The sequence below is a fragment of the Mycoplana dimorpha genome, from assembly GCF_003046475.1.
Classification (GTDB): Bacteria; Pseudomonadota; Alphaproteobacteria; order Rhizobiales; family Rhizobiaceae; genus Mycoplana; species Mycoplana dimorpha.
In genome coordinates, this window is sequence record NZ_PZZZ01000002.1 from 448,710 (window position 1) to 475,233 (window position 26,524).

Below are 26,524 nucleotides of genomic sequence, written 5' to 3' on the forward strand. Positions count from 1 at the left end.
CGTTCGATTTCAATGCAGGCTGACCGTGCGCAGTTCGTCTTCCGCTGCCTTGTAGAAGGTGCTGGAACGGTTGTCGGTCAGAAGGATGGGCGTGCCGTCGGCGCCGAACAGCGCCCAGAGGTCGAGGTTCGGATCGATGTCCGGTGCTTCCGGGAAGCAGCGCGACACCTCGTCGGCGCGCATCTTGCGGATATAGCCGAGTTCGCCGGCGCCCAGATGCGCAAGATCGGCCTTGCTGACTTTGGGGGTGATGGTTTTCAGTGCCATGTTCGCCTCCTGGGCAAATCGCCGGATTGGCTACCGGCCTGATCCGGATGCCCGCTGTCGTCATGACCCGTCGGTGCGTCCGGTTAAGATCAGACTATCCTTAACGCCGTCCGGCGGCTGTGCCCGCAGGAACGCACTTGGCCTAGTCTGGTACGGAAATGTTAATTTTTCTTACCATGCGCTCCGGCTCGGGACGCACGAGGTCGATCGAGAGAAGGCCGTTGCGCAACTCGGCACCCAGTACCCGCATGCCATCGGCAAGGACGAACATGCGCTGGAACTGCCGGGCGGCAATGCCGCGGTAGAGATACTCGCGCTCGCTCGCGTCGGTCTGGCGGCCGCGGACGATCAGCTGGTTCTCCTCCGTCGTCACCTCCAGTTCGTCCTCGGAAAACCCGGCGACGGCGAGTACAATGCGCAGCCGTTCCGGAGAGCCCTCCGCGCTGTCGGCGCGGATACGTTCTATGTTGTACGGCGGGTAGCCATCATTGCCCTTGGCAATCCGCTCGAGCGATTTCTCCATGGCATCAAAGCCGAGCAGCAAAGGGCTGGCGAAGGGCGTCATGCGGCTCATTTCATTAGTCCTTGCGTTCAAGCGACCGGTGGGGGACCCGAATTCGGCATCCCGACACGCGCAATATGGGTATTGCCAGTCGGGCGTGCAAGACGCTTGCGAAGCGGCGCCCGGCCAATATAGTCCCGCTTCGCCGGAGGGACGGCGCGCCGCCAAAATATTGATTCGCAACAGTGAGGCCCGATGTCGCAGCCAAGAAAGATAATCATAGACACCGACCCGGGGCAGGATGACGCGGCGGCGATCATGCTGGCGTTCGGCAGTCCGGAGGCGATCGATGTTCTTGGCGTCACCACGGTTGCCGGCAACGTGCCGCTGCCGCTGACCGCCCGCAATGCACGCATCGTCTGCGAGCTGTGCGGGCGTCCCGACGTCAAGGTTTTCGCCGGCGCCGACGCGCCGCTGAAGCGCCCGCTGGTGACCGCCGAGCATGTGCATGGCAGGACCGGCCTGGACGGACCCGATTTCGACGAGCCGACGATGCCGCTGCAGGAGAAGCACGCGGTCGACTTCATCGTCGACACGCTCCGCAGCGAGCCGGCCGGGACCGTGACCCTGTGCACGCTGGGGCCGCTGACCAACGTTGCGCTGGCGCTCCAGCAGGCGCCGGACATCGCCGGACGTGTGGCCGAGCTCGTCATGATGGGTGGCGGCTTCTTCGAGGGCGGCAACATCACGCCGGCGGCGGAGTTCAACATCTATGTCGATCCGGAGGCGGCCGAGGTCGTGTTCAGGTCGGGCATTCCGATCGTGATGATGCCGCTCGACGTGACGCATAAGGTGATGACGCTGAAGAGCCGGGTCGCGAAGATCCGTGCCATCGGCACGGCGCCGGCGATCGCTCTGGTGGAGATGCTGGAGTTCTTCGAACGCTTCGACGTCGAGAAGTACGGCTCCGACGGCGGGCCGCTGCATGATCCGACCGTGATCGCCTATCTGCTACGACCCGAGCTGTTCGGCGGTCGGGACTGCAACGTCATGATCGAGACAAGCTCGCCGCTGACCGCCGGCATGACGGTTGTGGACTGGTGGCAGGTTACCGGGCGCGCGCACAATGCGCGGGTGATGCGCGAGGTGGATGCGGACGGCTTCTTCGAGCTTCTGACCGAGCGCGTGGCGCGGCTGTAAGGCGGTGCGCTATCGGTAACCCTTACGCCCGCAAGACGGAGCGGCACAGGGTGCTCCCTGTAAACAAAAACGGCGCCGCATGGGCGCCGTTTGCATGTTTACGGGTTGCGACCTGGCTCAGAACTCTTCCCAGTCGTCAAGGGCGAGCGCGGTGTTGCCGGCGACCTGTGGGATCGCCCGGGTCGGGGCAGGGCGTCGGACCGCCGCGGTAGGTTGCGCCTGGGCCTGGACCGCTCGCTGCGGCTGACGGGCCGCAGCCTGCTGGGCCTGCGCGGTGCGGAAGCGGGCGACGAGCGACTGCAGCGTCTTGGCTTCTTCGTTGAGCGAAACGCTGGCCGCGGTCGCTTCCTCGACCATCGCCGCGTTCTGCTGGGTCACCTGGTCCATCTGGTTGACGGCCGAGTTGATCTCCTTCAGCCCGACGGCCTGTTCGGATGCCGAGGAGGAGATCTGGCTGATCAGGCTGTTAATCTGCATGACCTGCTCGGCGATCTTCTCCAGCGCGCTGCCGGTCTTGCCGACCAGGTCGACGCCCTCGCGCACCTGCGCCTCCGAGGCGTTGATGAGATTCTTGATCTCCTTGGCGGCATTGGCGGAACGCTGCGCAAGCTCGCGCACCTCCTGGGCGACGACGGCGAAGCCCTTGCCGGCTTCGCCGGCGCGGGCGGCTTCGACGCCGGCGTTGAGCGCCAGAAGGTTGGTCTGGAAGGCGATCTCGTCGATGACGCCGATGATATTCGAGATTTCGCTCGACGACTTCTCGATGCCCTTCATGGCGGCGATCGCCTTCTGCACCACCTCGCCAGACTTGACGGCATCGTCGCTGGCGGTGCCAACGGACTGTGCGGCGATGCGGGCGTTGTCCGCGCTCGAGTTGACCTGGGAGGTCAGCTGATCGAGCGCCGCCGCCGTCTCCTCGAGGCTTGCAGCCTGCTTTTCGGTGCGCTGCGACAGGTCGGTGGCCCCGGAGGATATCTCGTTCGTGCCGTTGCCGATGTTGGCGACCGACGCGTTGACGGTCTGGATCGTCTCCTCGAGGCTTGCCATGGCGGAGTTGAAGTCGGTCTTGATCTTGGCGTACTCGCCGGGGAACTCGCCGGACAGCCGGTAGGAAAGCTCGCCGGACGACAACCGGGCAAGCCCCTCGGCCAGCCGTGCGACGATGTCGCGCTGCAGCGCACCCGAGGCCTGGCGCTCGGCCTCGGAGCGGGTGCGCTCCGTCTCCGTCATCTGGCGCTGGCTTTCAGCCTCGGCTTCCAGGCGCTTGGTATCGGCGAGCTGGTGGCGGAAGCCCTCCAGCGCCTTGGCGACGGCGCCCGTCTCGTCGGTGCGCTCCTGTCCGGAGACCGGATCGGCATAGTCGCCGGCGCTCAGTCTCTCCACATCGCCGACGAGGCCCGAGAGCGGCTTCTGCACGAAGCGGCGGACGGCGAGCCAAAGGCCGGTGAGCACGGCAGCAAGCACGATCAGCCCGCCGACCACCATCATGAAGGTCTGCTCCTTGATCGGTGCGTTGATGACGCTGTGCGGGATATCCACCAGCACCACCCATGTCGTGTTCACGTCGGGGAGCGCGACCGGATAGACGACGCGGTCGAACGACTCGCCGTCAGCCATCGTGAGATCCGGGATGATGCCGGCCGTCTGCGAAGACAGTGCGGCTTCGATGACCTCGGCGCCGGTTCCGTCGTAAGCCTTCATCGCCAGGTCAGGACGCGGCGCAACCAGCCATTTTCCGGACTGCGTCAGGATCAGGACGCGGCCCGAACCGAAGGGCTTGAGCTGGGAGACGCGTTCGGCGAGCGTGGTCAGCCTGACGTCGACGCCCCCGACGCCGATCAACTTGCCGTTCGACATGACGGGATAGGCGATCGACGCGATGGAAATGGCCTTCCCGGTTCCCGTTTCCAGGTACGGTGCGGTCATCGCGCCTTTGCCGCTCTTTGATGCGAGCGTGTAGAACTCGGCATCGTATTCGGACTCGAATGTCGAAAACGAGATGCCGTCCGCGCCCTTGGTCCAGTAGGGATTGAAGGTGCCATCCTTGGCGCCGCCGAATTCGGTGTTCGCGACGTAGTCTGCCGCCTTGCCGTCGTAGGTGTCCTTCTCGGCGGCAAACCAGCTGCCGAAGGCGAAGTCGTTCTTCTCGACGTTCACCTTCAGGAGATCGATGACGCTCTTGCGCTCGGCGAACCCGCCCTCGTGAGCCTTGCCGATGATGCCGGCGGTGGAGCGCGCAGCGCTCGCCAACTCGCCGACGGCGCCGGCGACCTCGTTGGCAATCGCCCGCGCTTCGCTGTTTGCTTCGTTGCGAATCAGCGATTGGACGCGATCTTCAGACTGCGAGATCAGGACGAAATTCGACGCCAGCAGAACGAGGGCGATGGTGCCGCCCGTCACTGCGATCAGCTTCGTCGCGAGCGACTTTGGCTGGATGTTGAACATGGAATCCTCATGGGTTGTGCCACGCGCCGGAGACCGGCTGCGACATACGCTATCGAGACTGATGGATGGACTCCGTCATGGAGATGTCGAATGCCGGACCAGCATCCGGGGCTGGCCCCTGGCCCTGCGGGGTCGCCGTCTGATACAACCGGATATCGGCAAGACATTAAAAAAATCGCTATTAAGCAGCGATTCTCGGCCCCCGAGAGATGCGGGGCACCGGCGGCTATGCACTCAGGAAGGCGATGGTCCCCTAACGGGCGCAAAAAAACGGCCCGCAGAGCGGGCCGTCGCTGTTCTGTGGCAAGGCGGGCTTAGCGCACCCAGACCACCTTGCGGCTGCTGCGCTCGACCAGGATCGGCCGCTCGTCAACGTAGATGTAGCCGTAGTTCGGGCTGTCCGGGACGGCGACGAGATCGACGCTGTCGGGAATGACCGCACCCGTCTCGACCGGCCCTTCGAGCACGACCGGACCGACCGGGTGACGCTCGATATAGGTGATCGCCGTGTCTGGAACCGTCGCGGTAACGCTGCCGGTCGTCTCGACGTCGCCCTCGACATAGAGGACCTGACGGTCACTGGCGCGCACGATCACCGGCCGGTTCTCGACATAGACGTAGGCGAGGTCGGGATGGTTGGGGATCGCCGTCAGCGGAACGCTTTCAGCGATGCGGTGCTTCGGGGTGACCGGACCTTCCAGCACGACCGGCTCGACCGGGTTTGCCACGACATAGGTGCGGGCGTCCTGCGGTACCGACGCCGCGGCGCCAAGCGTTGCTCCTGCGACACCGCCGATGGCGGCACCGATCGGACCGCCGATCAGGCCGCCGGTGATGGCACCGGTGGCACCACCCGTTGCTGCGCCAAGGGCAGGGTTGGGCTTTTTCTCCTCCGCATGGACGGCGGTGGCTGCGATTGCGATTGCGGCGCCCGCCATGAGAATCCTCAACATCGTTCTCTCCTTCGAAAGTGTTTATCGAACCCCTTCCCGATGGCAAACGTGCGTTTTGCCGGAACGGTTCCGACGTTTGAAGAAGCGTACGGTAACGAACTGTTACGCGATCACGCAGTCGCGCCGGGCGATTTCGTAGTCTTCGGTATGCACCTGCAGACCCTCCGGCGTCAGAACGACGATGCCGTAGGCGCCTGGTTCGTCGACGGATAGTGACGGGTTCGGCGTGTCGAACGGCATCGGCTGCTGATGGACCGGGCTCTTGAAAATCGAGAACGGGATACCCCGATGTGATCCGCCAATCGTCCGGTGGACATGGCCGGCGAAGATGTGGCGAACGTTGCCGTGGCGCAGCACCGTTTCGTAGAAGGCGGCCTCGTTGACGAGCCGGATCGAGTCCATGCCTGTGAAGCCGGTCGGGTGCGGCGGATGATGCATGAACAGCAGCACCGGCCGCTCTGCCTCGGCAAGCCTGCGGTCTAGCCAGGTCAGCCGCCGTTCGCAGAGCAGCCCGGCATGGCTTGCCGGATAGTCGTAGGGCGGGGCGAAGAGCGTGTCGAGGAGGAGCACCCGGCAGTCGGGAAAGTCGATCGCCTGCTGCACGAAACCGTGCTCGTCGGGCGCGACAGCGTCGAACACTTCGAGGAAGCGTCCGCGGTTGTCGTGGTTGCCGATGGTGATCGCGGCGGGTGGCAGCAGCGTCGAGAGAAGGCGCTTGAGGCGCAGGTAGGAGGCGTGGTCGGCCCGATGCGTGAGGTCGCCGGTGATGATCACCCGGTCGGCATCGGCATGATGGAGATTGACGTGCTCGATGCCCTTGCGCAGCCGCTCGAACGGATCCAGACCGATAATGGTGGTGCCCTCGGCGGTCATGTGCAGGTCGGTGAAGACGATCAGCTTGGTCATGGTGCAATCCGGAAACGAGTCAGTGGCGTCGGAGAATTCCGCGCTTGCGCGCCATCGGTCAAGCGCCGTTGCCAGCGGGCATCGCCGGGCAATTGCCCAACCAGGCGCGCCTAGCTCCAACGCACCTCGAACAGTTGGTCGCCGTAGCCGATCTCCGCACCGTCCGCATGAAGGAGCCGGACCAGGGTCGCGTCGCGTTCGGCAACGATCGGCCGCAGCAGCGGACCGATCGCGGCGTAAGCGACGATCTCGCCCTGCCGAACCTTGCGGGGCAGGGACGGCGCGGGGGCGGCGCCTGCCGGGTGCGAAAGACGGAGGGTGCCGAAGGCGGTGGCGCGCAGGACGGCGGCCGCTGCGGCGGGGACGGGGTCGGCTGGCGGCCCCTCGGCGGGCGGCGCGCGGTGGCGCAGGTGCAGCCGGAAATCGCCTTCCTCGAGGTCGAGTTCGCCGATGCCGTAGCACACCATCAGCATCTCCAGTCGAGCGGCGATGTCATCCGTCATCGCTGCTCTCCATGCGACCGGCGCTCGCCCAGCAGCCGCTCCAGATGGTGGATGTCGAAGTCGCCACTCCCGAAGCCCGGCTCGTCTAGAAGCTCGCGGTGCAGGGGCAGGTTGGTGCGAATGCCGTCGATCGTCGTCTCGTCGAGCGCCCGCCGCATCCGGGCCATCGCCTCCTGGCGCGTGGCGCCGTGGGCGATCAGCTTGGCGACGAGCGAATCGTAGTGGGGTGGCACCTCGTAGCCGCAATAGAGATGGCTGTCGACGCGGATGCCGAAGCCCCCCGGGGCGACGAACCGCTCGACGCGGCCCGGCGATGGCGTGAAGCGGAACGGGTCCTCCGCGTTGATGCGGCACTCGATCGCGTGCCCGGAAAGGCGGATGTCTTCCTGGGCGAAGCCGAGCGGCTCGCCTTGGGCGATGCGCAACTGTTCCCGTACGATGTCGATGCCGGTCACCATCTCGGTGACCGGATGCTCCACCTGCACGCGGGTATTCATCTCGATGAAGAAGAATTCGCCATCCTGGTAGAGGAACTCGAAGGTGCCGGCGCCGCGGTAGCCGATCGCCCGGCAGGCGTCCGCGCAGCGCCGCCCGATCGCATCGATCAGCGCGCGATCGATGCCCGGGGCGGGGGCCTCCTCGATCACCTTCTGGTGCCTGCGCTGGCTCGAGCAGTCGCGCTCGCCGAGGTAGACGGCGTTGCCGTGCGCATCGGCAAGCACCTGGATCTCGACGTGGCGCGGGCGTTCCAGGAAGCGTTCGACATAGATGGCCGGATTGCCGAAGGCCCGGCCAGCCTCCTCGCGGGTGACGGCGACGGCGTTCAGGAGGTCCTCCGGCCGGCGCACGACGCGCATGCCGCGCCCGCCGCCGCCGCCCGCGGCCTTGACGATGAGCGGATAGCCGGTCGCGCCGGCGATCGCCACAATCTCGGCCGGGTCGTCGGGCAGGGCACCCTCGGACCCCGGCACGCAAGGCACGCCCGCCGCGCGCATTGCCGCCTTGGCCGAAACCTTGTCGCCCATCAGCGCGATCGCCTGCGCCGGCGGGCCGATGAAGACAAGGCCGGCCTCCTCGACCATACCCGCAAAGGCAGCGTTTTCGGACAGGAAGCCGTAGCCGGGATGGATCGCGTCGGCGCCGGTGTGCCGCGCCGCCAGCAGCAGCGCCTGCGCATCGAGATAGCTCGCCGTCGACGGGGCTGGGCCGATGCAGATCGCCCGGTCCGCGAGCCCGACATGGCGGAGCGTCCGGTCGGCCTCGGAGTGAACGGCGACGGTCTTCAGGCCCAGTTCGCGGCACGCCCGGAGGATCCTAAGCGCAATCTCGCCGCGGTTGGCGATCAGCACGGTGCCGAACGGACGGGTCATCGGCGGCTCCCGCCTCGTCCGGATCGGCCAGCGGTGCGCCACCCCCACCTCATGCGCTCGTCTTTCGCACGCGGAAGAGCGGGGTGCCGGCCTGTACCGGTGCTGCGTCGCCGACCAGCACTTCGAGAACGGTGCCGTCGCAGTCCGCCTCGACCGGGTTCATCATCTTCATCGCCTCTACGATGGCGAGCTGCTGGCCGTCCCGGACGGCCGCGCCCTCGCTGACGAACGGCTCGGCGCCGGGCGCCGGCGCGCGGAAGAAGGTGCCCGGCAGGCCGGAGACGATGATGTGCAGATCGCTGTTGGCGGCAGGGCCCGGCTCGGGTTCATCATCGCCTCGCGGCAGCCGTAACGAGTTCGCATCGTTGGCGGCCGCGGTGCCGGCGGCCACTTGGGCTCCGGCAACCTTGCTCCGGACCGCGGCTCCCTTGGCAAGCCGGATGCGCAGGTTGCCCTCGGTCACCTCCAACTCCTCGACCTCCGACTCCGCCAGCATCCGCATCAGCCGCTCGATCACGTCGAGATCCATCGTCATCCCCTCACTTCAGGAAATTCCGCACCGCGATGCCGTCGGCCTCGAGCGCGTCGCGGACGGTGCGGGCGATCGTGACGGCGGCGGGCGTGTCGCTGTGCACGCAGATCGAATCGATCGGCGTCTCGATCGCTTTTCCGGTGACGGTTTCGATCGCGCCGGCCCGCACCATGCGCACCACCCGCGCCGCCGCCTCGCCGGCATCGTGGATGACCGCGCCCGGCTGGCTGCGGTGCACGAGATGGCCCTCATCCGTATAGGCGCGGTCGGCGAAGATCTCCGAGGCCGTGGTCAGCCCCATCTCGGCTGCCTGGCGCTGCTGATGGCCGAGCGCGATGACGAGGCAGACAAGGCTCGGATCGACGGCCTTGATGGCGCGGTTGACGGCCATGGCGACCTCGGCGTTCTGCTGGGTGAGATTGCCGAGCGCCCCATGCGCCTTCACATGGGTGATCGGATGGCCGGCATAGGCGGAGAGCGCCTGGGCGGCGCCGATCTGGTAGGCGACCAGCCGTTCGATCTCGCCGGCCGAGAAGGGGATGTTGCGGCGGCCGAAGCCCCAGAGGTCGGGAAAGCCGGGATGCGCGCCGACCGCAACGCCGCGCTCGCGGGCCAGCGCGAAGGTCGATGCCATGATTTCCGGGTCGCCCCCATGGAATCCGCAGGCGATGTTGGCGGAGGTGACAATGCGCAGGATCGCCTCGTCGTCGCCCATGCGATAGGCGCCGAAGCCTTCCGCCATGTCCGAATTGAGGTCGACGCTCAGGGTGCTGTCGCTCATGTTCTCCTCCACAATGCCTCGTCACCGTTCTAGGGCTATTTGCGCTCGGTGTCTCCTGCCCACAACCGACCACGCAGTGTAACACGTTGAAAGCCGGTGGATTGCCGGCATGCCTGATGCTATCCATCGTCGATCCCGTCAGGCAACTCAGGATTGGACTACGCGTGGCGCCCAGAAGCGAATATCCGGTGATCAGCATGGAGGGCGCCGGCGCCGTGCTGCTCGATGCGGCGGACGCGGTGTTTTCGCCGCAGACGCAGGAGCGGGTCTGGGCGGTGGCAAAGGCCCTGCGCCAGGTGCCGGGCGTCATGGAAACGGTGCCGGGAATGAACAACCTGATGATCGTCTTCGATCCCGTCGCGATCGCGCCGGAGAAGCTGGAGCGCAAGCTCGACGCTGCCTGGCACAACATCGTACCGGACGCGGTGGCCGGGCGCGAAGTCGAGGTGCCGGTCCGCTATGGCGGGGCCGAAGGCGAAGATCTCGCCGCGCTTGCCGAGCATTTCGGCATGGCGCCGGAAGAGGTCGTGCGGCGCCATTCGGAGGCCCACTACTCGGTGGCGGCGGTCGGCGCCATGCCGGGCTTCGTCTACCTGTCGGGGCTCGATCCCAGCCTTGCCGTGCCACGCCGGGCGGTGCCCCGGATGAAGGTGGAAGTCGGCTCTGTCATCATCGGCGGCTCCCAGGCCGGGATCATGCCGGTGACCGCACCTTCCGGCTGGCACATCATCGGCCGCACCGACATTACGCTGTTCGATGCCTCGCGCGAGCCGCCCGCTGCCTTCCTGCCGGGCGACCGGATCCGCTTCCGTGTCGAAAGGATCCTGCCGTGATCGAGATTCTTTCGACCGGCGCGGTGAACAGCGTTCAGGACCTCGGTCGTCCCGGCTACCTCGACGTCGGCGTGGGCTGGTCGGGCGCCATGGATGCGCCGGCCCTGTCGGCGGCAAACCTGATGATCGGCAACGCGCCCGGCGCGGCCGGCATCGAGGTGTCGCTGTTTCCTTTCCGCGTGCGGTTCCTGCGCGATGCGCCCTTTGCCGTCGCCTGCGCCGATTGCCCGGTGACGCTCGGCGAGCGGTCGCTGCCCTCCTGGTGGGCGGAGACCGCGCGCGCGGGCGAAACGCTGACGCTCGGCCTGCCGCGCAGAGGCGCACGCGCCTATCTGGCGCTGGCGGGTGGTGTTGACGTGCCGCCGGTGCTCGGCTCGCGGGCGACCGACCTGAAGAGCGGGTTCGGTGGACTGGAGGGGCGGGGGCTCAACCGGGGAGATCGCATCGCGTTCGCCGAGGGTGGATCGAAGCTTCCGGCCGGTGGCATCGGGGTCGATCCGGCGGCACTGCGCGACGGTGCCGCAGCCGGAGAGAGCCCGATCATATTGCGTGTCCTGCCTTCGGCTGAGCACGCAGCCTTCACCGAAGCGGCGCTGGAAACCTTCTACGCTACCGCGTGGACCGTCGGCAACGAGGCCAATCGCATGGGCTATCGGCTGAACGGGCCGGAGCTTGCGCTGTCGCAGAGGCTCGAACTCTTTTCCCATGGCATCATGCCCGGCACCGTGCAGGTGCCGCCGTCGGGCCAGCCGATCATTCAGCTTGCCGAGGCAAACACCTGCGGCGGCTACCCGAAGATCGCCAATGTGATCGAGGCCGATCTCTGGCGGCTGGCGCAGGCGCCGGTCGGGGCGCGCCTGACGTTTGCTCGGGTCGACCGCCATGAGGCCGTCGCGGCGATCGTTCGCCAGCGCAAGGCGCTCGCCGACATCGCAGCGCTGACCGCGTTGGCGCGCAAGGACGGAGTTGCTCCGAGCGTCGCAGCCAGTCCGTCGAAGGCACAGGAACCGGCCCACGTCGGCGCTGAGCAAGAGTGAGATCGAAAGCCGGTCGGACGGCTGTCCCCGCGGCTTGCGGTCGAGGATCGCCCTCGCCGTAGATCAAGCCGGATCGCGCAGCGATCGTTCCTTGCGCGGCGGGGTGGCGGCGAAATCTTGGTGCGGCCGGACGCGCCGCGGGGACAGGGACTTCGTTTCAAGGTGCCCTATTGTTCATTTATGTTGAACGAATTGTCCATATTTTGCGGGCTTATGTGGACGATGCGTTCTGGTACAGTCGCCTCGATCAAATCCGCTCAACCGCCAGGAGCCCAGTCATGTCACAGAACGTCGTAGTACTCGTCGGACGCATCCTGCTTTCCGCCATGTTCATCCTCGCCGGCTATCCGAAGCTGCTCGATCCGTCCAGCACCGCCGGCATGATCACCGGCGCCGGCCTGCCGGCAGCCACCGCGCTCGCCTATCTCGCCGGTGTGTTCGAACTGGTCGCCGGCCTCTTCATCCTGGTCGGTTTCCAGACCCGGATTGCCGCTTATCTTCTCGCCGCCTTCAGCGTATTCACCGCGCTGGTCTTCCATGGCAGCCCGATCAACATTCCGGACTTCCCGGAAGGCGCCAACACGATGCTCAGCGTGTTCAACGGCCTGATGATGATGAAGAACCTGACGATCGCCGGCGGCTTCCTCGTGCTGGCAGCCTTCGGGCCGGGCGCCCTCTCCATCGACGCCCGCCGTGGTGCCGTCCCGGCCGCCGCGTAAGCAACGCGCGTCCATCCGGTTTGCGATACGCCTCCCCGGTTCGCCGGGGAGGTTTTTTGTTTTCAGGCCCGCTGCAATCGCCGGATCGTCTGGCAAATGCTACGTCTTGCTGGTATGCGCTCGCAAACACCAGCAGGAGAGTTGCCATGTTTTCCAATTCGTTTCCGGATCGCGACACGATGGCGGAACTGCTCGCCCGCATGCTGTGGGAGATCAAGGCGGTGCACTTCCGTCCGGAGGAGCCCTACAAGCTGGCCTCCGGCATGGCGAGCCCGGTCTATATCGACTGCCGCAAGCTGATCTCCTATCCGCGCATCCGCTCGGCCGTCATGGATTTCGCCGCAGCAACCGTCCTGCGCGGCGCCGGATTCGAGCAGTTCGACGTGGTCGCCGGCGGCGAGACCGCCGGCATACCCTTCGCCGCCCTCCTTGCCGACCGCCTCGGCCTGCCGATGATCTACGTGCGCAAGAAGCCGAAGGGCCATGGCCGCAATGCCCAGATCGAGGGCAACATGCCCGAGGGTGCGCGCGTGCTGGTGATCGAGGACCTGACGACGGCCGGCGGCTCGATGTTCACCTTCATCGACGCGATCCGCGCCGCCGGCGGCGTCGTCGATCACGGCATGGCGCTGTTCTACTACGGCATATTCCCGGAGGCCGAGGCGCGCTTCGCCAATGGCGGGGTTCGGCTGCATCACATCGCCACCTGGCGCCACGTACTGGCCGTGGCTCGCTCCGAGCGGCTCTTTGACGAGGCCACGCTTGCCTCCGTTGAAGCCTTTCTGAACGCGCCGCTGCTGTGGTCGGCGGATCATGGCGGCGTCAACGCGCTGCCGACCGGCTGAGCGATACGGTCTGGCGTTTTTCGCGGCGGTCGATTAAATCGATTGAAGGAACCTGGAGGAGAGTGCCGATGATCCTGTGCTGCGGCGAGGCGCTGATCGACATGCTGCCGCGCAAGTCGACGCTGGGCGAGGATGCCTATGCGCCCTATGCGGGCGGGGCGATCTTCAACACGGCGATCGCGCTTGGCCGCCTCGGAGTGCCGACCGCCTTCTTCACGGGGCTCTCCGACGACATGCTGGGCGACGTGCTGCGCCAGACGCTTTCGGCCAGCCACGTCGACTACAGCCCCTGCGCGACCCTATCCCGGCCGACGACCGTCGCCTTCGTCAGGCTCGTCGACGGCCAGGCGACCTATGCCTTCTACGACGAGAACACCGCCGGCCGCATGATCACGACCGAGAACCTGCCGGTGCTCGGCGACGACTGCGAGGCGCTGCATTTCGGCGCGATCAGCCTGATCCCCGAACCGTGCGGATCCACCTACGAGGCGCTGCTGGCGCGTGAGCACCAGAGGCGCGTGATCTCGCTCGACCCGAACATCCGGCCCGGGTTCATCCGCGACAGGCAGGCCCACCGGGCGCGGATCGAGCGCATGGCCTCGCAGTCCGACATCATCAAGTTCTCCGACGAGGACCTCGACTGGTTCGGCATGCACGGCAGCCATGACGAGCTTGCGGCGGAATGGCTGAAGCGTGGGCCGAAAGTCGTGGTCATCACCAAGGGTGCCGATGGAGCCGACGGCTACACCAAGGACCACAAGGTCTCGGTCCCGGGCGAGAAGGTCGCGGTCGTCGACACCATCGGCGCCGGCGACACCTTCGACGCCGGCATCCTGGCCTCCTTGAAGCGTGGCGACCTGCTGACGAAGGCGAAGGTGGCATCGCTCAGCGAGTCGGCGCTGCGCGACGCGCTCTCGCTGGCTGCAAGGGCGGCGGCGATCACGGTGTCGCGCGCCGGCGCCAATCCGCCGTGGGCGCACGAGATCGGCCTGTAATTCGCCTTTCTGTGCGGTCAAGCGCGCAAGCGAGCCGCTACCTCCTCTTCTCCCCGTGGGGGAGAAGGTGGCGCGTAGCGCCGGATGAGGGGAGCCGCAAACTCGGCATTCGCGGCGATGCTCCTCATCGCCTCACTGCGCCCGGCACTTCTCCCCCGAAAGGAGAAGAGGGAGATCGGCACCGCCTTCCACAGTTCCGCAGGCAGCACCCTCCAGTTGGCAGATGCGCGCCTACCGCGCCGCTTTCAGCAGCGCCGCCACCAGTCCGGCCGTGGACGAATCGTGCCCCGCTGCACTCTCCTTGCCCTCGATCACCGGTAGCAGGCCGGTGGCCAGTTCCTTGCCGAGCTCCACGCCCCACTGGTCGAACGAGTTGATGTCGAAGAGAACGCCCTCGACGAAGACGCGGTGTTCGTAGAGCGCGATCAGGCGGCCGAGCGCGAACGGGGTCAGTTCGTCATAGACCATGGTGATCGACGGGCGGTTGCCGGCGAAGACCCGGTGCGGGGCGATCCGGTCGGCCTTCGCGGCGTCCATTCCCTTGGCCGTCAGCTGCGCCCTGGCCTCCTCGAGCGTGCGGCCCTTCATCAGCGCCTCCGACTGCGCCAAGCAGTTCGCCATCAGCAACTGGTGCTGGTGGCGCAGGTCCTTCTCGTGACCGTTCGCGGCGATCATGAACTCGGCCGGGATAATGTCGGTGCCCTGATGGATCAGCTGGTAGAAGGCGTGCTGGCCGTTGGTACCGGGCTCGCCCCAGACGACCGGCCCGGTCTTGCCTTCGACCGGCTTGCCTTCCAGCGTCACGGACTTGCCGTTCGATTCCATGTCAAGCTGCTGCAGGTAGGCGGGAAAGCGCGACAGCCGCTGGTCGTAGGGCAGGATCGCGCGGGACGGATAGCCGAGCACGTTGCGGTGGTAGAAGCCGATGAGTCCAAGCAGCATCGGGATGTTCTGCCGGATCGGAGCGGTGCGGAAATGCGTGTCGATCGCGTAGCCGCCGGCGAGGAAATCGGCAAAGTCCTCCTTGCCGATCGCGATCATCAGCGGCAGGCCGATCGCCGACCAGATCGAGTAGCGGCCGCCGACCCAGTCCCAGAAGCCGAACACCCGTTCCGCCGCGATGCCGAAGGCGGCAACCTTGTCGAGCGCCGTCGAGACCGCGCAGAAATGATGACCGACCGCTGCCTCGCCGAGCTTCTCGACAACGAACCGCCGCGCGGTTTCGGCGTTGGTCATCGTCTCGATCGTCGTGAAGGTCTTCGAAGCGATGATGAACAGCGTCGTCTCGGCGTTAAGGTCCTTCAGCGTGTCGGCGATATGGGCGCCGTCGATGTTCGAGACGAAATGCAGCCGCGGGCCGTCATTGTAGGGCGCCAGCGCCAGCGTCGTCATGGCCGGGCCGAGATCCGACCCGCCAATGCCGATGTTGACGACATCGGTTATCTTCCGGCCGGTTGCGCCGGTGAGTGCGCCGGAGCGCACGCCATCGGAGAAGGCACCCATGGCGTCGAGGACGGCGTTGATCTCCGGCATCACGTCCTTGCCGTCGACCAGCACCGGCGTGTTGGCGCGGTTGCGAAGCGCGGTGTGCAGCACCGCGCGATCCTCGGTGATGTTGATGATCTCGCCCGAAAACATCGCATCGCGCTTCTTCTCGACGCCAGCCTGTTTCGCCAGCGCCTCAAGGCCGACGAGCACGCGATCGTTCACGGCGCACTTGGAATAGTCGAACAGGAGGTCGTCGAGCGTTGCGCTGAAGCGGGAAAAGCGGTGCGGATCGGCGGCGAAGGCGGCGCGGATATCGGTGGCGGCGGTGTCCTTCACGGTGGATTTCAGCGTTTCGACAAGCGCGTTCATGGCGGGCTCCTTGCATCGCAATAGGGCTGGTGGGCGCTAGCTAGGCGCTTTGTCCGCCGTAGATCAAGGGCGGTCGGCGGGCCTTCGCCTGAAGCCGGACGATTTCTCCGAGCTTTCAAATCGACCGGTATGTTCGGGGCATCAGCTTCGCAACTCCTTGCGCAGGATCTTGCCGACGTTCGATTTGGGCAATTCGTCGCGGAACTCGACATGGCGGGGGCGCTTGTAGTTCGTCAGGTTGGCCCTGCAATGCGCCCTGACGTCCGCTTCCGTCAGGTTAGGGTCATTCCTGACCACGAACAGCTTGACCGCCTCGCCGGAATGCTCGTCCGGCACGCCGACCGCGGCGCATTCGCGAACGCCCGGCATGGTCATTGCCACTTCTTCAATCTCGTTCGGAAAGACGTTGAAGCCGGAGACGAGGATCATGTCCTTCTTGCGGTCCACGATCTTGATCAGCCCTTCCTCGTTCATGAAGCCGATATCGCCGGTGCGGAAGTAGCCGTCCGCCGTCATCACCTTCGTGGTTTCGTCTGGCCGCTGCCAGTAGCCGGCCATCACCTGCGGGCCGCGGATGCAGATCTCGCCGACCTCGCCTAGCGGCAGGGAGTTGCCGATATCGTCGCGGATATCGACGTCGGTCGAGGGGAGCGGCATGCCGATGGTGCCGGTGAATTGGGTGCTGTCCAGGCGATTGGCCGTGGCCACCGGCGAGGTCTCGGAGAGGCCGTAGCCTTCGGCGATCAGGCAGCCGGTCATCTTCCGCCAGCGCTCGGCAACCGGCCGCTGCACGGCCATGCCGCCGCCGAAGGTGAGCGCCAGCGCAGAAAAATCCAGCTTCTGGAAGTCATGATTGTTCATCAGCGCGTTGAACAACGTGTTCAGACCCGGGAAGACGTTGATCTTGTAGGTGGCCATCTCCTTGACCAGGGCGGGAATGTCGCGCGGATTGACGATAAGGATGTTGTGGGCGCCGACCAGCAGCCCGGCCAGTGAATTTACCGTCAGCGCGAAGATGTGATAGAGCGGCAGCGCACAAAGGAACACCAGCCGCTCCGGGCGCGGCCGGCCGAGGAATGCGGTCTCCAGCCACATCACCATCTGCTCCATGTTCGACAGGAGGTTGGTGTGGGTGAGCATCGCGCCCTTGGCAGTCCCCGTCGTACCACCGGTATATTGCAGGAAGGCGATATCGCTTCCCTTGACGTTGGGGTCCGTCAGCCTCCCCGCACCCGCCGCCAGCACCGCTTTGAAGGCGTGATGGCCGGGCAGCGACCAGGCCGGCACCAGCTTCTTCACCTTGCGGACGACGAGATTGACGAGGACGCCCTTCGCGCCCAGCATGTCGCCCAGCCGGCAGACCACGATCTCCTTGACCGATGTCCGAGCGACGACCTGCTGCACCACATGGGCGAAGTTTTCGAGCACGAACAGCATCCTGGCGCCGGAATCGTTCAACTGATACTCGAGCTCGCGCGGTGTGTAGAGCGGATTGATGTTCACCACCGTGAAGCCGGCGCGCAGGATGCCGTGGACGACGACGGGGTTCTGCAGGATGTTCGGCAGCATCACCGCGACGCGATCGCCCTTCTCCAAGCCGCGCGATTGCAGCCAGGCCCCGATCTTCGCCGATTGGATCTCCAGTTCCCGGAAGGTCAGCGCCCGGCCCATGCTGGTGAAGGCGGGCCGGTCGGCGTATTTCGCGCAATGATGCACGAGTGCCGCGCCGATCGATTCATGCGCCAGCGGCGGAATCTCAGCCGGCATGCCGGGCGGGTAGGAGGCGAGCCACACCCGATCCGGGACTGTGGCGGGCTGGTCCTTGTTGGTTGCCGACATGAACGCAGGTCCTCCTCGGCCCGGCGTCTGCTCGTCCGGGCTACAGCGGCCGCCGCTGCTGCAGCAGCCAGCATGATGGCTTTGATCCACGGCTTCAAGCACAATCGCTATTGTTCATGGATGCCGTGACGAGCTTCCGCGCTCGAACGGCCGGACCGCCGGTGCGCCGGCAGCGGGCTGGAAATGGCTCGTCAGTCGTGAAAGAATGCAAGGCTGGGGCAGAGGAACAGAGATGAGAAAACCGACCGCCCTGCTTGTTGGAGCCGTATTCGCCGCGATCCTTGCCGCACCGGCGCCGGCGGCCGCCATCGACGGCTTGCGCCCGCGCAACGGACCGGTCGCGGTCGGCGACCCTCCGCCCGATGTGCTGACCGGCCAGGATCCGGTGGACGCGCTGCGCGGGCCGCCTGTTTATCGCGGCCAGCGCGGCTACCGCAATTATCGGGAAGGTTATTACCAGTACAAGGGCTACTGGTATCCGCGCTGGATCTTCGGGAACGGCGAGATGCTCGGCGATACCACGGTCGGGCCCTATGCCCCCGTCTACGGCATGACACGGGAAAACTGGTGCGCCACCCGCTATCGATCCTACCGCCTTTCCGACAACACCTACCTCCCGCGGACCGGCGGGCCGCGCATCCAATGCGTGCCGCAATAGCGCTCGGCGTCGGCCGACCGCCGATGGTGGATCAGGAAATGTCCGCGGTGATGATCCGGTCCATCGGGATGTCGTGCGGCTGCGGATGGATCGTCTCGATTGCCTGCGAGCCATAGCCGACGCCGATTACCAGCGGCTTGTCCTGTAGGGCAGCGAGCGTGCGATCGAAGAAGCCGCCGCCGTAGCCGAGCCGGTATTGCTCCGGGTCGAATCCGACGAGCGGCGCGATAACGACGTCAGGGTCGGCGGCCGTCCCGTCCGCCGGGATCGGAATGTTCCAGATGCCGCGGTCGAGGCGCTCACCATGGCGCCAACTGCGGAAGACCAGCGGCTGGCCCTTCTGGACGACAATCGGCAGCAGCGCCATGCCGCCGCCCAGCCAGATTTCCTCCATCCATGGGCGCAGGTCGGGCTCGCCGCGGAACGGCCAGTAGAGACTGATGCGCTTGCCGTGAACGTCGCCCACTGCCGCCCGCAGGCGCTCGGTGATCAAGCGCCCCGCTTGCGCCCGCGCGTCTGCCGGCTGCTGCAGCCGCGCCGCGATCAGCCGCTCCCGTTCACGCTTGCGCCAGCCATAGACGTTGTCCGGCACTTCCGGCCTTGGGATTTCGCCGCCGCTACCTTCCCCGTCCTGCATTAATCCCTCCCGGTCGCCGAGGTGACAATGTGCCCGTGTCTGCGCTTCCTGTCCTGCCGAATTGAGCCGAGGTTCCGGCGAAATTCCCTTATCTCATGCAAAGCACAAAAAAATCGTCACATACGCAAGGTTTTCTTTGCCGGGCCATGCGACACTGTTATCACGGTATCGAGGCGACGGAGCCTGAACGGTCAGGGCGCGGCGTCGACAGGGAGAATTGCGGTGCACGAGCCCCAATTTAGCAAAATACGGTCGGAACCCCGGCTCCTCGGAGCCGCGCGGCCGTCAGGGGTGGCGCTGATCTCCTCGATCTCGGCCGCCCGCTGGCTTCTCCTTCTCGTCATCGTGGCCGGTATCTACTTCTTCTACGGCTTCGTCGTGCCGGTGCTGGCGGCGCTGGTGATCGCCTCGGCGAGCTGGCCGCTGTTCTGCCGGCTGCGGCAGGCGATCGGCGGCAACCGCACACTGGCCGCGTCGATCGCGATCCTTTTCATCCTCGGCTTCATCGTCGTTCCGCTGATGTTCGCCATCACCTACGCCTTCCAGGAAGTGCGCGACTGGATCGGCTGGGCGGTGCAGACCAACAAGACCGGCGCTCCGGTGCCGGAGTGGATCCGTGCCCTTCCCGTCATCGGCGAGTGGACGGCAAAGCAATGGACGGACCTGCTGTCGCATCCCGGCGCCATCGGCGAAGTGACCCAAATCGTAAGCGGCGCGAACATCGCCAACATCTATCGGGTGGCGCTGGCAGCAGGCGGCGCAGCCTTTCACTTGCTGCTGACCATGCTGTTCATGCTGATCGCGCTGTTTTTCCTCTATCGTGACGGCGAGCCGTTCATGGCGCAGGTCGACAGCATCGGCGAGCGAATCCTGCCGATGCGCTGGGGCCGCATCTCGCGTATCGTCCCGGCGACGATCAGTTCCACCGTCACCGGCATGACGCTGATCGCCATCGGCGAGGGCATCGTGCTCGGCATCGCCTACTGGATCGCCGGGGTCCCCTCCGCCGTCACCCTCGGCGTGCTGACCGGCCTGATGGCGCTCTTTCCCGGCGGAGCGCCCCTGTCGTTCACGCTGGTGTCGATCTATCTCGTCTCCAGCGGATCGCCGTTTGCCGGCCTCGCCCTGTTCATCTGGGGATCCGTCGAGCTGTTCATCGTCGACAAGACGCTGCGTCCGCGGCTGGTGGGCGGTCCGATCAAGCTTCCCTTCCTGCCGACCTTCTTCGGCCTGATCGGGGGCGTGAAGACGATGGGCTTCCTCGGGCTGTTCATCGGCCCGGTTCTGATGGCGCTTCTGGTCGCCATCTGGCGCGAATGGGTGCGCGAGGTGGAACTGACCGAGGAGACCAGTGTCATCGTCGACAAGCGGGCGGCCGAGTAGCGGGCAATGCCTTTGCCTGTCAGCGAAGCGTGACCCGCCGCTCGAGCCCGATCGCCTCGTAGGGGAAGGCCTCTAGCAGTGCGTGGCGGTCGAACACCGGCCGCGGCAGATCCGCAGCGCGCAGCGCATCGTCGATCGACAGATGGAAGGCATAGTTAAACCTGCCGACGCCCTGAAAATAATCCAGGTATTTGAAGATCGGCTCGAAGGCGCTCAGATGCGCCCGGCACGGAATGCCGTAGGCGTCGGCCAGCACCATGCCGTGCAGCGAACTTGAAATCACCAGGCTCGACTGCGCGATGATCGCCGCCATCTCCACCGGGCTGATGCGCGGGGATAGCACCGTGACGTGGCGGGACGGCGAGCCCAGCCGCTCCGGCAGAAAGCGTTCGTCGTTCAGGTTGGGAATATAGACGATGTCAGGGACGCCATATCGTTGCCGCACGGCGGGCATTGCCTGCGCGATTTCGAGATGGAAGAGGCCCGGAAAGAGCAGGCCCGGATCGCCGAAGACGTCGGGCGCCTCGAGCCCGAAGCGGCGCAGCACGCCGCGGGTCAGCGGCCCGCGCACGGCGGCGACCCGAAGGCTGCGCACCTTGGCAAGCCGCTTCGGCCAGGACTTGCCGTTTACGCCCGCACCCCAGACCACGTCGCCATCCCGCGCCTGCTGCAGGATCGAGCCGACCGCGAGCAGGCGCGGGCGGTCGGGCGCCGCAGGTTCGACCGCAACCGATCCGAAGCCGGAATTGTCCAGGATGCGCCGCACGAGCATCGGCGACAGCTCGTCTCCGAAATTGCCGCAGCCGTCGCCCTCCGGCGGCGTCCAGTGGTAGAGGTTTACGGTTTTTCCGTCGAACCGCGCCTGCTCGGCTTCGGATGGGTTCGCCACTTGTGCGGTTTCTCCTCTTTTTGCCGTCGCTCACCCGTGCGCCAGCTGAGCAGCCATGCCGTCAGGCGCTTGAGCAGCGGAAGTCTGCGCGTGCTGCGGATGTTCTTCAGGTATAATTTGCGGTGCTGCGCGGCGATGCGCGGCCAAGCCAGCACCCGCGCGCTGTAGTCGAGAATGCGTCTGCGCAACCGCGCGCGCCGTTGCGGCGAGATCGACAGCGCCTTGCGGATCGCAGCAGCCGCACTCACGCGGTCGCCTGGCGTGTAGACCATTCCGCCGAACCTCCCGCTCATTTCGCCGATCACGCCCTCGTCCGGTGCGACGACGGGCAGCCCGAAGGTGAAGGCCAGCGGCACCACACCCGAGTTCAACCGGCCGGCTCGCGGGATGAAGACGGCCCGGCAGCTCTCGAACAGCGGAGCCACGGACCGGTCCTGTATCCGCTTGTGCAGCCGTACGACGGTGTCGGCCTTCTCCAGGCCTGCGCGGACCGAGGCCGGAAAGCCGCTGCGCGACAGCGGCCCGGCAAATACGAGTTGTGACCGCGGAACGTCGGCAAGGACGAACGCTTCCCGGGCGAGCGCCTCCTCCTCCACGGTGCGAAGCTCGCCGAAGACGAGCAGCCGCTTTCGCTTCGAAGAGACAGGGATGCCTTTTTCCGGCTCCTTGAAGTCCTTGTAAAAGTCGTAGTTGCCATGCGGTATGACGACGTGCCGTGCGCGCGTGGCCCAGGGAGCCTTCGCATGCTCGCGGCAGAACCATTCCCGCGACCGCTTGCCAAGGTGAAGGAAGACGTCGGTGTGGCGGAAGACCGACGCAAACAGCCGGATTCCGACTTCCCCCAGATCTTGCTTGGCGTCGTTGTTGTGGACGGTATGGACAATCAGGGCACGGCGGGCAAGCCGGTCGAGGGCGGCATCGATCTCTTCGACGCCCACCCGTCGCTCGTCCTTCCATCCGAGCAGGGCTTCCGGCCACTGGATGTGGACGACGTCCCAGTCGCAGGTTCCATGCAGGAGGTGGATCGGGCCATGGGCGACCAGTCCCACCCCGGGATCATCGAGAAGCGCCTGCATGAGCTGGCTGAGATAGGGATTGCGGGGATAGGTCGTCGACATGTCCACGGGGAACAGGATTCTGAGCTTCACCCTTTCTCCTCCCCGGTCACCGCGGACCTTCCGCACGGCTGCCGGAACTGTACCACAGGCGCATCTGCGGGAAAGCTCACCGAAAGGCGATGGGCCGCTCGCATAAGCGCGCCCGGCCTGACGGGCGCGCTAGCGATGCGGGTTGGGGAAGGCCTCCCGCAATGCCTTGGCATCGAAGCGCATGCTCAGTTCGGGAACCTCGTCGCGCATCGAGGCCGCGATGGTTCCGTAGGGCGACAGGTCGAGGGCGTGCTGCTTCTGCATGTCGACGGACAGGAAATAATCGTGGAACTTCGTTCCGTCGCCGGCGATGGCCGCTCCATCGCTATAGGTACACCAGCGCGCCGGGATGCCGTAGGCGTGCGAAACGATCAGCCCGTGCAACGATGTCGACAGGATCGCTTCGCATTCGTGCAATTCGTCGATGAAGTGCTCGATCTCCTTGTAGCCGCAACGCAGGATCGAGATCTCCTTGACGTCTGGTCCGAAGTCCTGCGCGCGGCGGTGGACGACGTGCCTGATGATCCCGAGGCGATACTTCTTTTCGTGTCTGCGCGGTGTGTAGAGCTGCGGCAGCAGCAGGGCAGGGTCGCCGAAGATTTCCGGACACTCGCCGCCTGATTTCCGCACGAGTTCCCAGGTCAGCGGCCCCCGTACCGCAAGGTAACGGGCATCGGGGGCGAGGGTGTCGGACATGCGCGGGGTGCCGCTGCCCCAGACGGGGGTATCTCGCCTGGCGAACTTGACGACGCTGCCGATGCACAACATGCCCTTGCCATGCGGTGCGTAGCGGGGTGGCACGCCGGTCAGGCGTTCGACCACATAAGGATTGAGGACGTCGCCGAAATTGCCCGGGTAGGGGGTTTTCATCCACCAGAGCTGCATGCGCCGCGACCGCCGGACGTGCCGTTCGCGGGCCCGCCGCTCGAGATCGAAATCGAATTGCAGCGATCTGCCATGATCGCGCCATGCCTCGTCAGTGGAGCCCACCAGTTCATCGATCGCCGCCTCGGCGCGGGTGTACCGACGCGCCTTGATGGCAATGTTGATGTACATCCGCCGCACGTCGATCGAGTCCGGGTTCTGTTCGACGGCACGGTCGAGAAGGTCCAGCGCCTCGTCGGTTCGGCCCAATGATCGCAATGTTCTTGCACAGTTCGCGACGATGCGCTCGTTGGCAGGGTCCAGCGCGTGGGCTTCCTTGTAGAGCCACAGGGCGCGCTCCTGATCGCCGCTCTTGCGGATGCCGCTCGCGACCTCGCTCAGCACGATCGCCTGATGACCGGGTCGCCGGCGCTTCGGGTCGTGCTGCACGACCTGGTCGCGCCATTCCGCGACGTTGCCGCTCGACCCGATCAGGATCGAGGCCCCGGCTGTCGCTTCGTCCGGGCCCCGCGCCACGGTTTGCGGGCGCAGGATGCCGATGCTCAACTGCTCCTCGAACCGCAGCCACGCCTCGTGCAGCACGTAGTCGTCGGTGACGTTCCCGGGCCCTTCCGCCTCGATGCTGCGCATCAGATCGACAAAGCGGAGTACCCGGTCGTTGTAGTTGAGGTACAGGATGCACGGCGTCCAGAAGCGCGAATTCGCCAGCGGATCGAAATCGCGAATATAACGGAAGGAACGGACATAGCCGGCGACGTCGAAAGCGCAGAATTTTAGTTCGTCCGGCAAACCATTGACGCGGGAGTCGACGTCGACCCAGAGGATCGGGCGCTGGTGCTTGCGCAGCATCTCCTCGAAGAACGCTATCTTGCGTTTGCAGATCTGGGCCCAGTTGAAGTCCGGCGGCAACTCCAACTCGGTAATGTCGTGCTCGATGCCCGCGCTCGCGCAGTCGGCCCGCAGCCGTGCTGCGGCCTCGTGATAATAGTTGTCCCCGCAATAGAAGCTGACAAGCATCGGTGCACCGGACCGATGCCCTGCCACGCCCGGTCCGGCGCGATCCAACATCTGGCTGCCCTCCCTCTCCGGCGGGGCGATCAGGCCCCGGTCGGTGGAGGCGCATCGTATTCCGCCAAACCCGTCCGGTCGAGAAAGCCTTTCGAGGTGGGCTTGGTGTCGACCATTCGACTGGCATGACCGCCCTGGAGGTAACGGCCCGCCGCCTGATCGCCGCGGGACCAATATCGTGGAGATCCGGTGACGGTGGTAGGCGGCAGAAGGGTAGTACGATGCCATTGCTCGCAATGACGCCTGCCTCCACGACAATGAAACCGTAGAAAATCCGCCGGAACTTTCCAGGCGCGATCGTGTTTTGCAGGTTTCCAGGACGTAAGCCGAGCCAGATGCCCCAATATTATTTCGCCATCACCGATAATGAGGGATCGCAGTCGCCGGACGATGCTTTCGATCTCTCGGATGATAACGCCGCCATTCAGCAGGCGCGCAAGACCCTGGCGGAAATGGCCGTGGATGGTTTGCCCAAAGATGCTGCCCATCCGCTCGCTGTGCGGGTGTATGGCCCCGATCGTGACCTGATCGCCGAGCTGCGCCTCGATTACAGTTCTGAAATCTACTGGTCCCGTTGCAAGAACCCACCGCGAAATCCGACGCCCGGGCGTTCGCGATAAAGCGAGCGAGCTATAAGGTGCGACCTTCTCCTGCGGTCGTCTTGGGATCACGGCTAAGAAGCGGTCATCGCACGCCCGGACCCGCACACGGCCGTTGTCATAAATGGTAATTGACTCGCCGAACTGGCCCCCGCAAAGATATCCTGTCACACGGAGGGCCCATGCTCGATTACGCTGCTGCTGCGCCTGTTAGATCAGGAGAAATGGCCGCGTTAATCCGCGGTTATGACTGGGCTGGCACCAGTCTCGGACCGATGTCGGCTTGGCCTGTCCATTTGCGGTGCGCCGTTGACATTATCCTTCCCGCGCGCGCTCAGATCGTCATGTTCTGTGGGCCCGAATTCGTCGCGGTTTACAACGATGCCTACGTGCCGACCATCGGTACCAAGCACCCGGCCGCGCTTGGCAGGCCGGCGCGAGAGAATTGGGGCGAACTCTGGGACGACCTGGAGCCTCTGCTCAGGCGAGTGTTGGAGACCGGTGAAACGATCGTCGCCAAGAACCGGCCGTTCTATATCGAAAGGGGCCGGGGGCCGGAGACGGTTTACTTCGATATCTCGTACTCCCCCGTTCCCGACGAGGCCGGACATGTCATCGCCGTGCTTTGCGTGGTCGACGAAACGACCGACCGGGTCGGATACGAAGCTGATCTTCAACGCCTGGCGTCGATCATCTCCTCGTCGGAAGATGCAATCCTCGGTATCGACCTCGACATGGTTGTCACCGACTGGAACGACGGTGCCGAGCACCTCTATGGATATGCCGCCGAAGAGATCATGGGTAAGTCGGTGACGGTTCTCATTCCAGGCGACCGCCTCGATGAAGAGAAGTGCATCATCGACCGCATCAAGGCCGGCCATCGGGTGGAACCACATGAGACCGTCCGGCGGCACAAGAGCGGACGCCTCGTCGAGGTGTCGCTGTCGGTATCTCCCATCGTCGCGCCCGATGGCCGCATCGTCGGCGCATCGAAGATCGCCCGCGATATAACGGCGCGCAAGGACGCCGAGCGGGTTCAGGGGGTCCTTGTCGCCGAATTGAACCACCGGGTAAAAAACGTGCTGGCAACCGTTCTGGCGATCGCACGCCAGACGTTTGGCTCCGCGACGGACATCGAACCGGCAAAGGCAACCTTCGATGCGCGGCTGCAGAATTTCGCCAAGGCCCATGACCTTCTCACCCATGGCAACTGGGAGAGCGCCAGCCTGGCCAAGGTTGTCGAAGAGGCCCTGTCTCCGTATTCGGGCAGTCATTTCGACATCGATGGCCCCGATCTGAACTTGCCCCCGAAGGGGGTCGTGGCGATCGCGCTCATTCTGCATGAGCTTGCGACCAATGCGGCAAAGTATGGCGCCCTGTCCGTCCAATCCGGGCGCGTAAGCCTCAACTGGATGACCGATCCCACTGACAGCACGCGGTTCCGCCTCTGCTGGAGAGAATCGGGAGGCCCGGAAGTCGCTTCTCCGCTTCGAAGGGGCTTCGGATCGCGCCTGATCGAGGGCCTTGCATCCGGCCAACTCCAGGGAAGCGTCGAGATTCGATACGACCCCGCCGGAGTTCGCTGCGACATCCATGCGCCGTTGGCATCGAATTGGCTGGACGATGATCATCACCTCTAGCGGCGGCTCATCACCCTGACACCGCAGCACGTG

The 26,524-nt window shown here is 65.4% G+C and carries 25 protein-coding genes; 10 read left to right on the plus strand and 15 right to left on the minus strand.

From position 1 onward, the window contains the following. Positions 1–9: 9 nt before the first annotated feature. On the minus strand, positions 10–267 hold the full coding sequence (locus tag C7449_RS05735) for a BQ00720 family protein (protein WP_108001816.1): 258 nt from the start codon (positions 265–267) through the stop codon (positions 10–12). Between the two features lie 142 nt (positions 268–409). Further along, complete coding sequence (locus C7449_RS05740) at positions 410–841, minus strand: Hsp20 family protein (RefSeq protein ID WP_108001817.1); 432 nt, start codon at positions 839–841, stop codon at positions 410–412. A 183-nt stretch (positions 842–1,024) separates the two neighbouring features. Here C7449_RS05740 and C7449_RS05745 point away from each other — a divergent pair, with 183 nt between their 5' ends. After that, positions 1,025–1,969 (plus strand): nucleoside hydrolase, encoded by a 945-nt coding sequence (locus C7449_RS05745; protein WP_108001818.1) that lies wholly within the window; start codon positions 1,025–1,027, stop codon positions 1,967–1,969. 117 nt (positions 1,970–2,086) lie between these two features. Here the strand turns inward: C7449_RS05745 and C7449_RS05750 are convergent, their stop codons facing one another. The 7 genes from C7449_RS05750 to C7449_RS05780 all read right to left on the minus strand — a co-directional run bounded on the left by C7449_RS05750 (position 2,087) and on the right by C7449_RS05780 (position 9,459). Continuing rightward, positions 2,087–4,414: a methyl-accepting chemotaxis protein gene (locus C7449_RS05750; protein ID WP_108001819.1), complete on the minus strand. Its 2,328-nt coding sequence runs from the start codon at positions 4,412–4,414 to the stop codon at positions 2,087–2,089. 314 nt (positions 4,415–4,728) lie between these two features. Further along, positions 4,729–5,367: a DUF1236 domain-containing protein gene (locus C7449_RS05755; RefSeq protein WP_146165050.1), complete on the minus strand. Its 639-nt coding sequence runs from the start codon at positions 5,365–5,367 to the stop codon at positions 4,729–4,731. Positions 5,368–5,469: 102 nt separating this feature from the next. After that, on the minus strand, positions 5,470–6,273 hold the full coding sequence (spdA, locus tag C7449_RS05760) for a 2', 3'cyclic nucleotide phosphodiesterase SpdA (RefSeq protein ID WP_108001821.1): 804 nt from the start codon (positions 6,271–6,273) through the stop codon (positions 5,470–5,472). A gap of 110 nt (positions 6,274–6,383) precedes the next feature. After that, positions 6,384–6,776, minus strand: coding sequence for a hypothetical protein (locus C7449_RS05765; protein ID WP_108001822.1), 393 nt, complete (start codon positions 6,774–6,776; stop codon positions 6,384–6,386). Continuing rightward, positions 6,773–8,146 carry an acetyl-CoA carboxylase biotin carboxylase subunit gene (gene accC, locus C7449_RS05770; RefSeq protein WP_108001823.1) on the minus strand — a complete coding sequence of 458 codons (1,374 nt, stop codon included), beginning with the start codon at positions 8,144–8,146 and terminating at the stop codon, positions 6,773–6,775. The genes C7449_RS05765 and accC overlap by 4 nt, the downstream gene beginning before the upstream one ends. 49 nt (positions 8,147–8,195) lie before the next feature. Further along, positions 8,196–8,681 carry an acetyl-CoA carboxylase biotin carboxyl carrier protein gene (gene accB / locus C7449_RS05775; RefSeq protein WP_108001824.1) on the minus strand — a complete coding sequence of 162 codons (486 nt, stop codon included), beginning with the start codon at positions 8,679–8,681 and terminating at the stop codon, positions 8,196–8,198. A 4-nt stretch (positions 8,682–8,685) separates the two neighbouring features. Further along, positions 8,686–9,459, minus strand: a complete 774-nt coding sequence (locus C7449_RS05780) for a LamB/YcsF family protein (RefSeq protein WP_108001825.1) — start codon at positions 9,457–9,459, stop codon at positions 8,686–8,688. Between the two features lie 164 nt (positions 9,460–9,623). Between C7449_RS05780 and pxpB the strand changes: the two genes are divergently transcribed. From pxpB to C7449_RS05805, 5 genes are all read left to right on the plus strand, one after another. Next, positions 9,624–10,292, plus strand: a complete 669-nt coding sequence (pxpB, locus tag C7449_RS05785) for a 5-oxoprolinase subunit PxpB (protein ID WP_245414290.1) — start codon at positions 9,624–9,626, stop codon at positions 10,290–10,292. After that, positions 10,289–11,329 carry a 5-oxoprolinase subunit C family protein gene (locus C7449_RS05790; protein ID WP_108001826.1) on the plus strand — a complete coding sequence of 347 codons (1,041 nt, stop codon included), beginning with the start codon at positions 10,289–10,291 and terminating at the stop codon, positions 11,327–11,329. Before pxpB ends, C7449_RS05790 begins: the two co-directional genes overlap by 4 nt. A gap of 278 nt (positions 11,330–11,607) precedes the next feature. Further along, entirely contained in the window at positions 11,608–12,048 is a 441-nt protein-coding gene (locus C7449_RS05795) for a DoxX family protein (RefSeq protein WP_108001827.1), read from the plus strand. Between the two features lie 146 nt (positions 12,049–12,194). Next, positions 12,195–12,893, plus strand: coding sequence for an orotate phosphoribosyltransferase (locus C7449_RS05800; RefSeq protein ID WP_108001828.1), 699 nt, complete (start codon positions 12,195–12,197; stop codon positions 12,891–12,893). A 68-nt stretch (positions 12,894–12,961) separates the two neighbouring features. Beyond that, positions 12,962–13,888, plus strand: coding sequence for a carbohydrate kinase family protein (locus C7449_RS05805; RefSeq protein WP_108001829.1), 927 nt, complete (start codon positions 12,962–12,964; stop codon positions 13,886–13,888). Positions 13,889–14,119: 231 nt separating this feature from the next. On the opposite strand, the gene pgi is transcribed toward C7449_RS05805, so the two are convergent. Beyond that, entirely contained in the window at positions 14,120–15,745 is a 1,626-nt protein-coding gene (gene pgi, locus C7449_RS05810; RefSeq protein WP_108001830.1) for a glucose-6-phosphate isomerase, read from the minus strand. Between the two features lie 141 nt (positions 15,746–15,886). Further along, entirely contained in the window at positions 15,887–17,584 is a 1,698-nt protein-coding gene (locus C7449_RS05815; RefSeq protein WP_108001831.1) for a long-chain-fatty-acid--CoA ligase, read from the minus strand. A 232-nt stretch (positions 17,585–17,816) separates the two neighbouring features. Between C7449_RS05815 and C7449_RS05820 the strand changes: the two genes are divergently transcribed. After that, on the plus strand, positions 17,817–18,242 hold the full coding sequence (locus C7449_RS05820; protein ID WP_170115806.1) for a BA14K family protein: 426 nt from the start codon (positions 17,817–17,819) through the stop codon (positions 18,240–18,242). Positions 18,243–18,273: 31 nt separating this feature from the next. Here C7449_RS05820 and C7449_RS05825 read toward each other — a convergent pair whose 3' ends face one another. Beyond that, positions 18,274–18,879: a 5-formyltetrahydrofolate cyclo-ligase gene (locus tag C7449_RS05825; protein ID WP_108001833.1), complete on the minus strand. Its 606-nt coding sequence runs from the start codon at positions 18,877–18,879 to the stop codon at positions 18,274–18,276. A gap of 222 nt (positions 18,880–19,101) precedes the next feature. Between C7449_RS05825 and C7449_RS05830 the strand changes: the two genes are divergently transcribed. Next, on the plus strand, positions 19,102–20,262 hold the full coding sequence (locus C7449_RS05830) for an AI-2E family transporter (protein WP_374828155.1): 1,161 nt from the start codon (positions 19,102–19,104) through the stop codon (positions 20,260–20,262). Between the two features lie 19 nt (positions 20,263–20,281). Here C7449_RS05830 and C7449_RS05835 read toward each other — a convergent pair whose 3' ends face one another. From C7449_RS05835 to C7449_RS05845, 3 genes are all read right to left on the minus strand, one after another. Further along, entirely contained in the window at positions 20,282–21,151 is an 870-nt protein-coding gene (locus C7449_RS05835) for a polysaccharide pyruvyl transferase family protein (protein ID WP_108001835.1), read from the minus strand. After that, positions 21,100–22,299 (minus strand): glycosyltransferase family protein, encoded by a 1,200-nt coding sequence (locus C7449_RS05840; RefSeq protein ID WP_108001836.1) that lies wholly within the window; start codon positions 22,297–22,299, stop codon positions 21,100–21,102. Before C7449_RS05840 ends, C7449_RS05835 begins: the two co-directional genes overlap by 52 nt. A 129-nt stretch (positions 22,300–22,428) precedes the next feature. Beyond that, positions 22,429–24,252: a tetratricopeptide repeat protein gene (locus C7449_RS05845; RefSeq protein WP_170115807.1), complete on the minus strand. Its 1,824-nt coding sequence runs from the start codon at positions 24,250–24,252 to the stop codon at positions 22,429–22,431. A gap of 335 nt (positions 24,253–24,587) precedes the next feature. Between C7449_RS05845 and C7449_RS05850 the strand changes: the two genes are divergently transcribed. Next, entirely contained in the window at positions 24,588–24,872 is a 285-nt protein-coding gene (locus tag C7449_RS05850) for a DUF6894 family protein (protein ID WP_108001838.1), read from the plus strand. Positions 24,873–25,033: 161 nt separating this feature from the next. Beyond that, positions 25,034–26,491 (plus strand): sensor histidine kinase, encoded by a 1,458-nt coding sequence (locus tag C7449_RS05855; RefSeq protein WP_108001839.1) that lies wholly within the window; start codon positions 25,034–25,036, stop codon positions 26,489–26,491. Positions 26,492–26,524 lie beyond the last annotated feature (33 nt).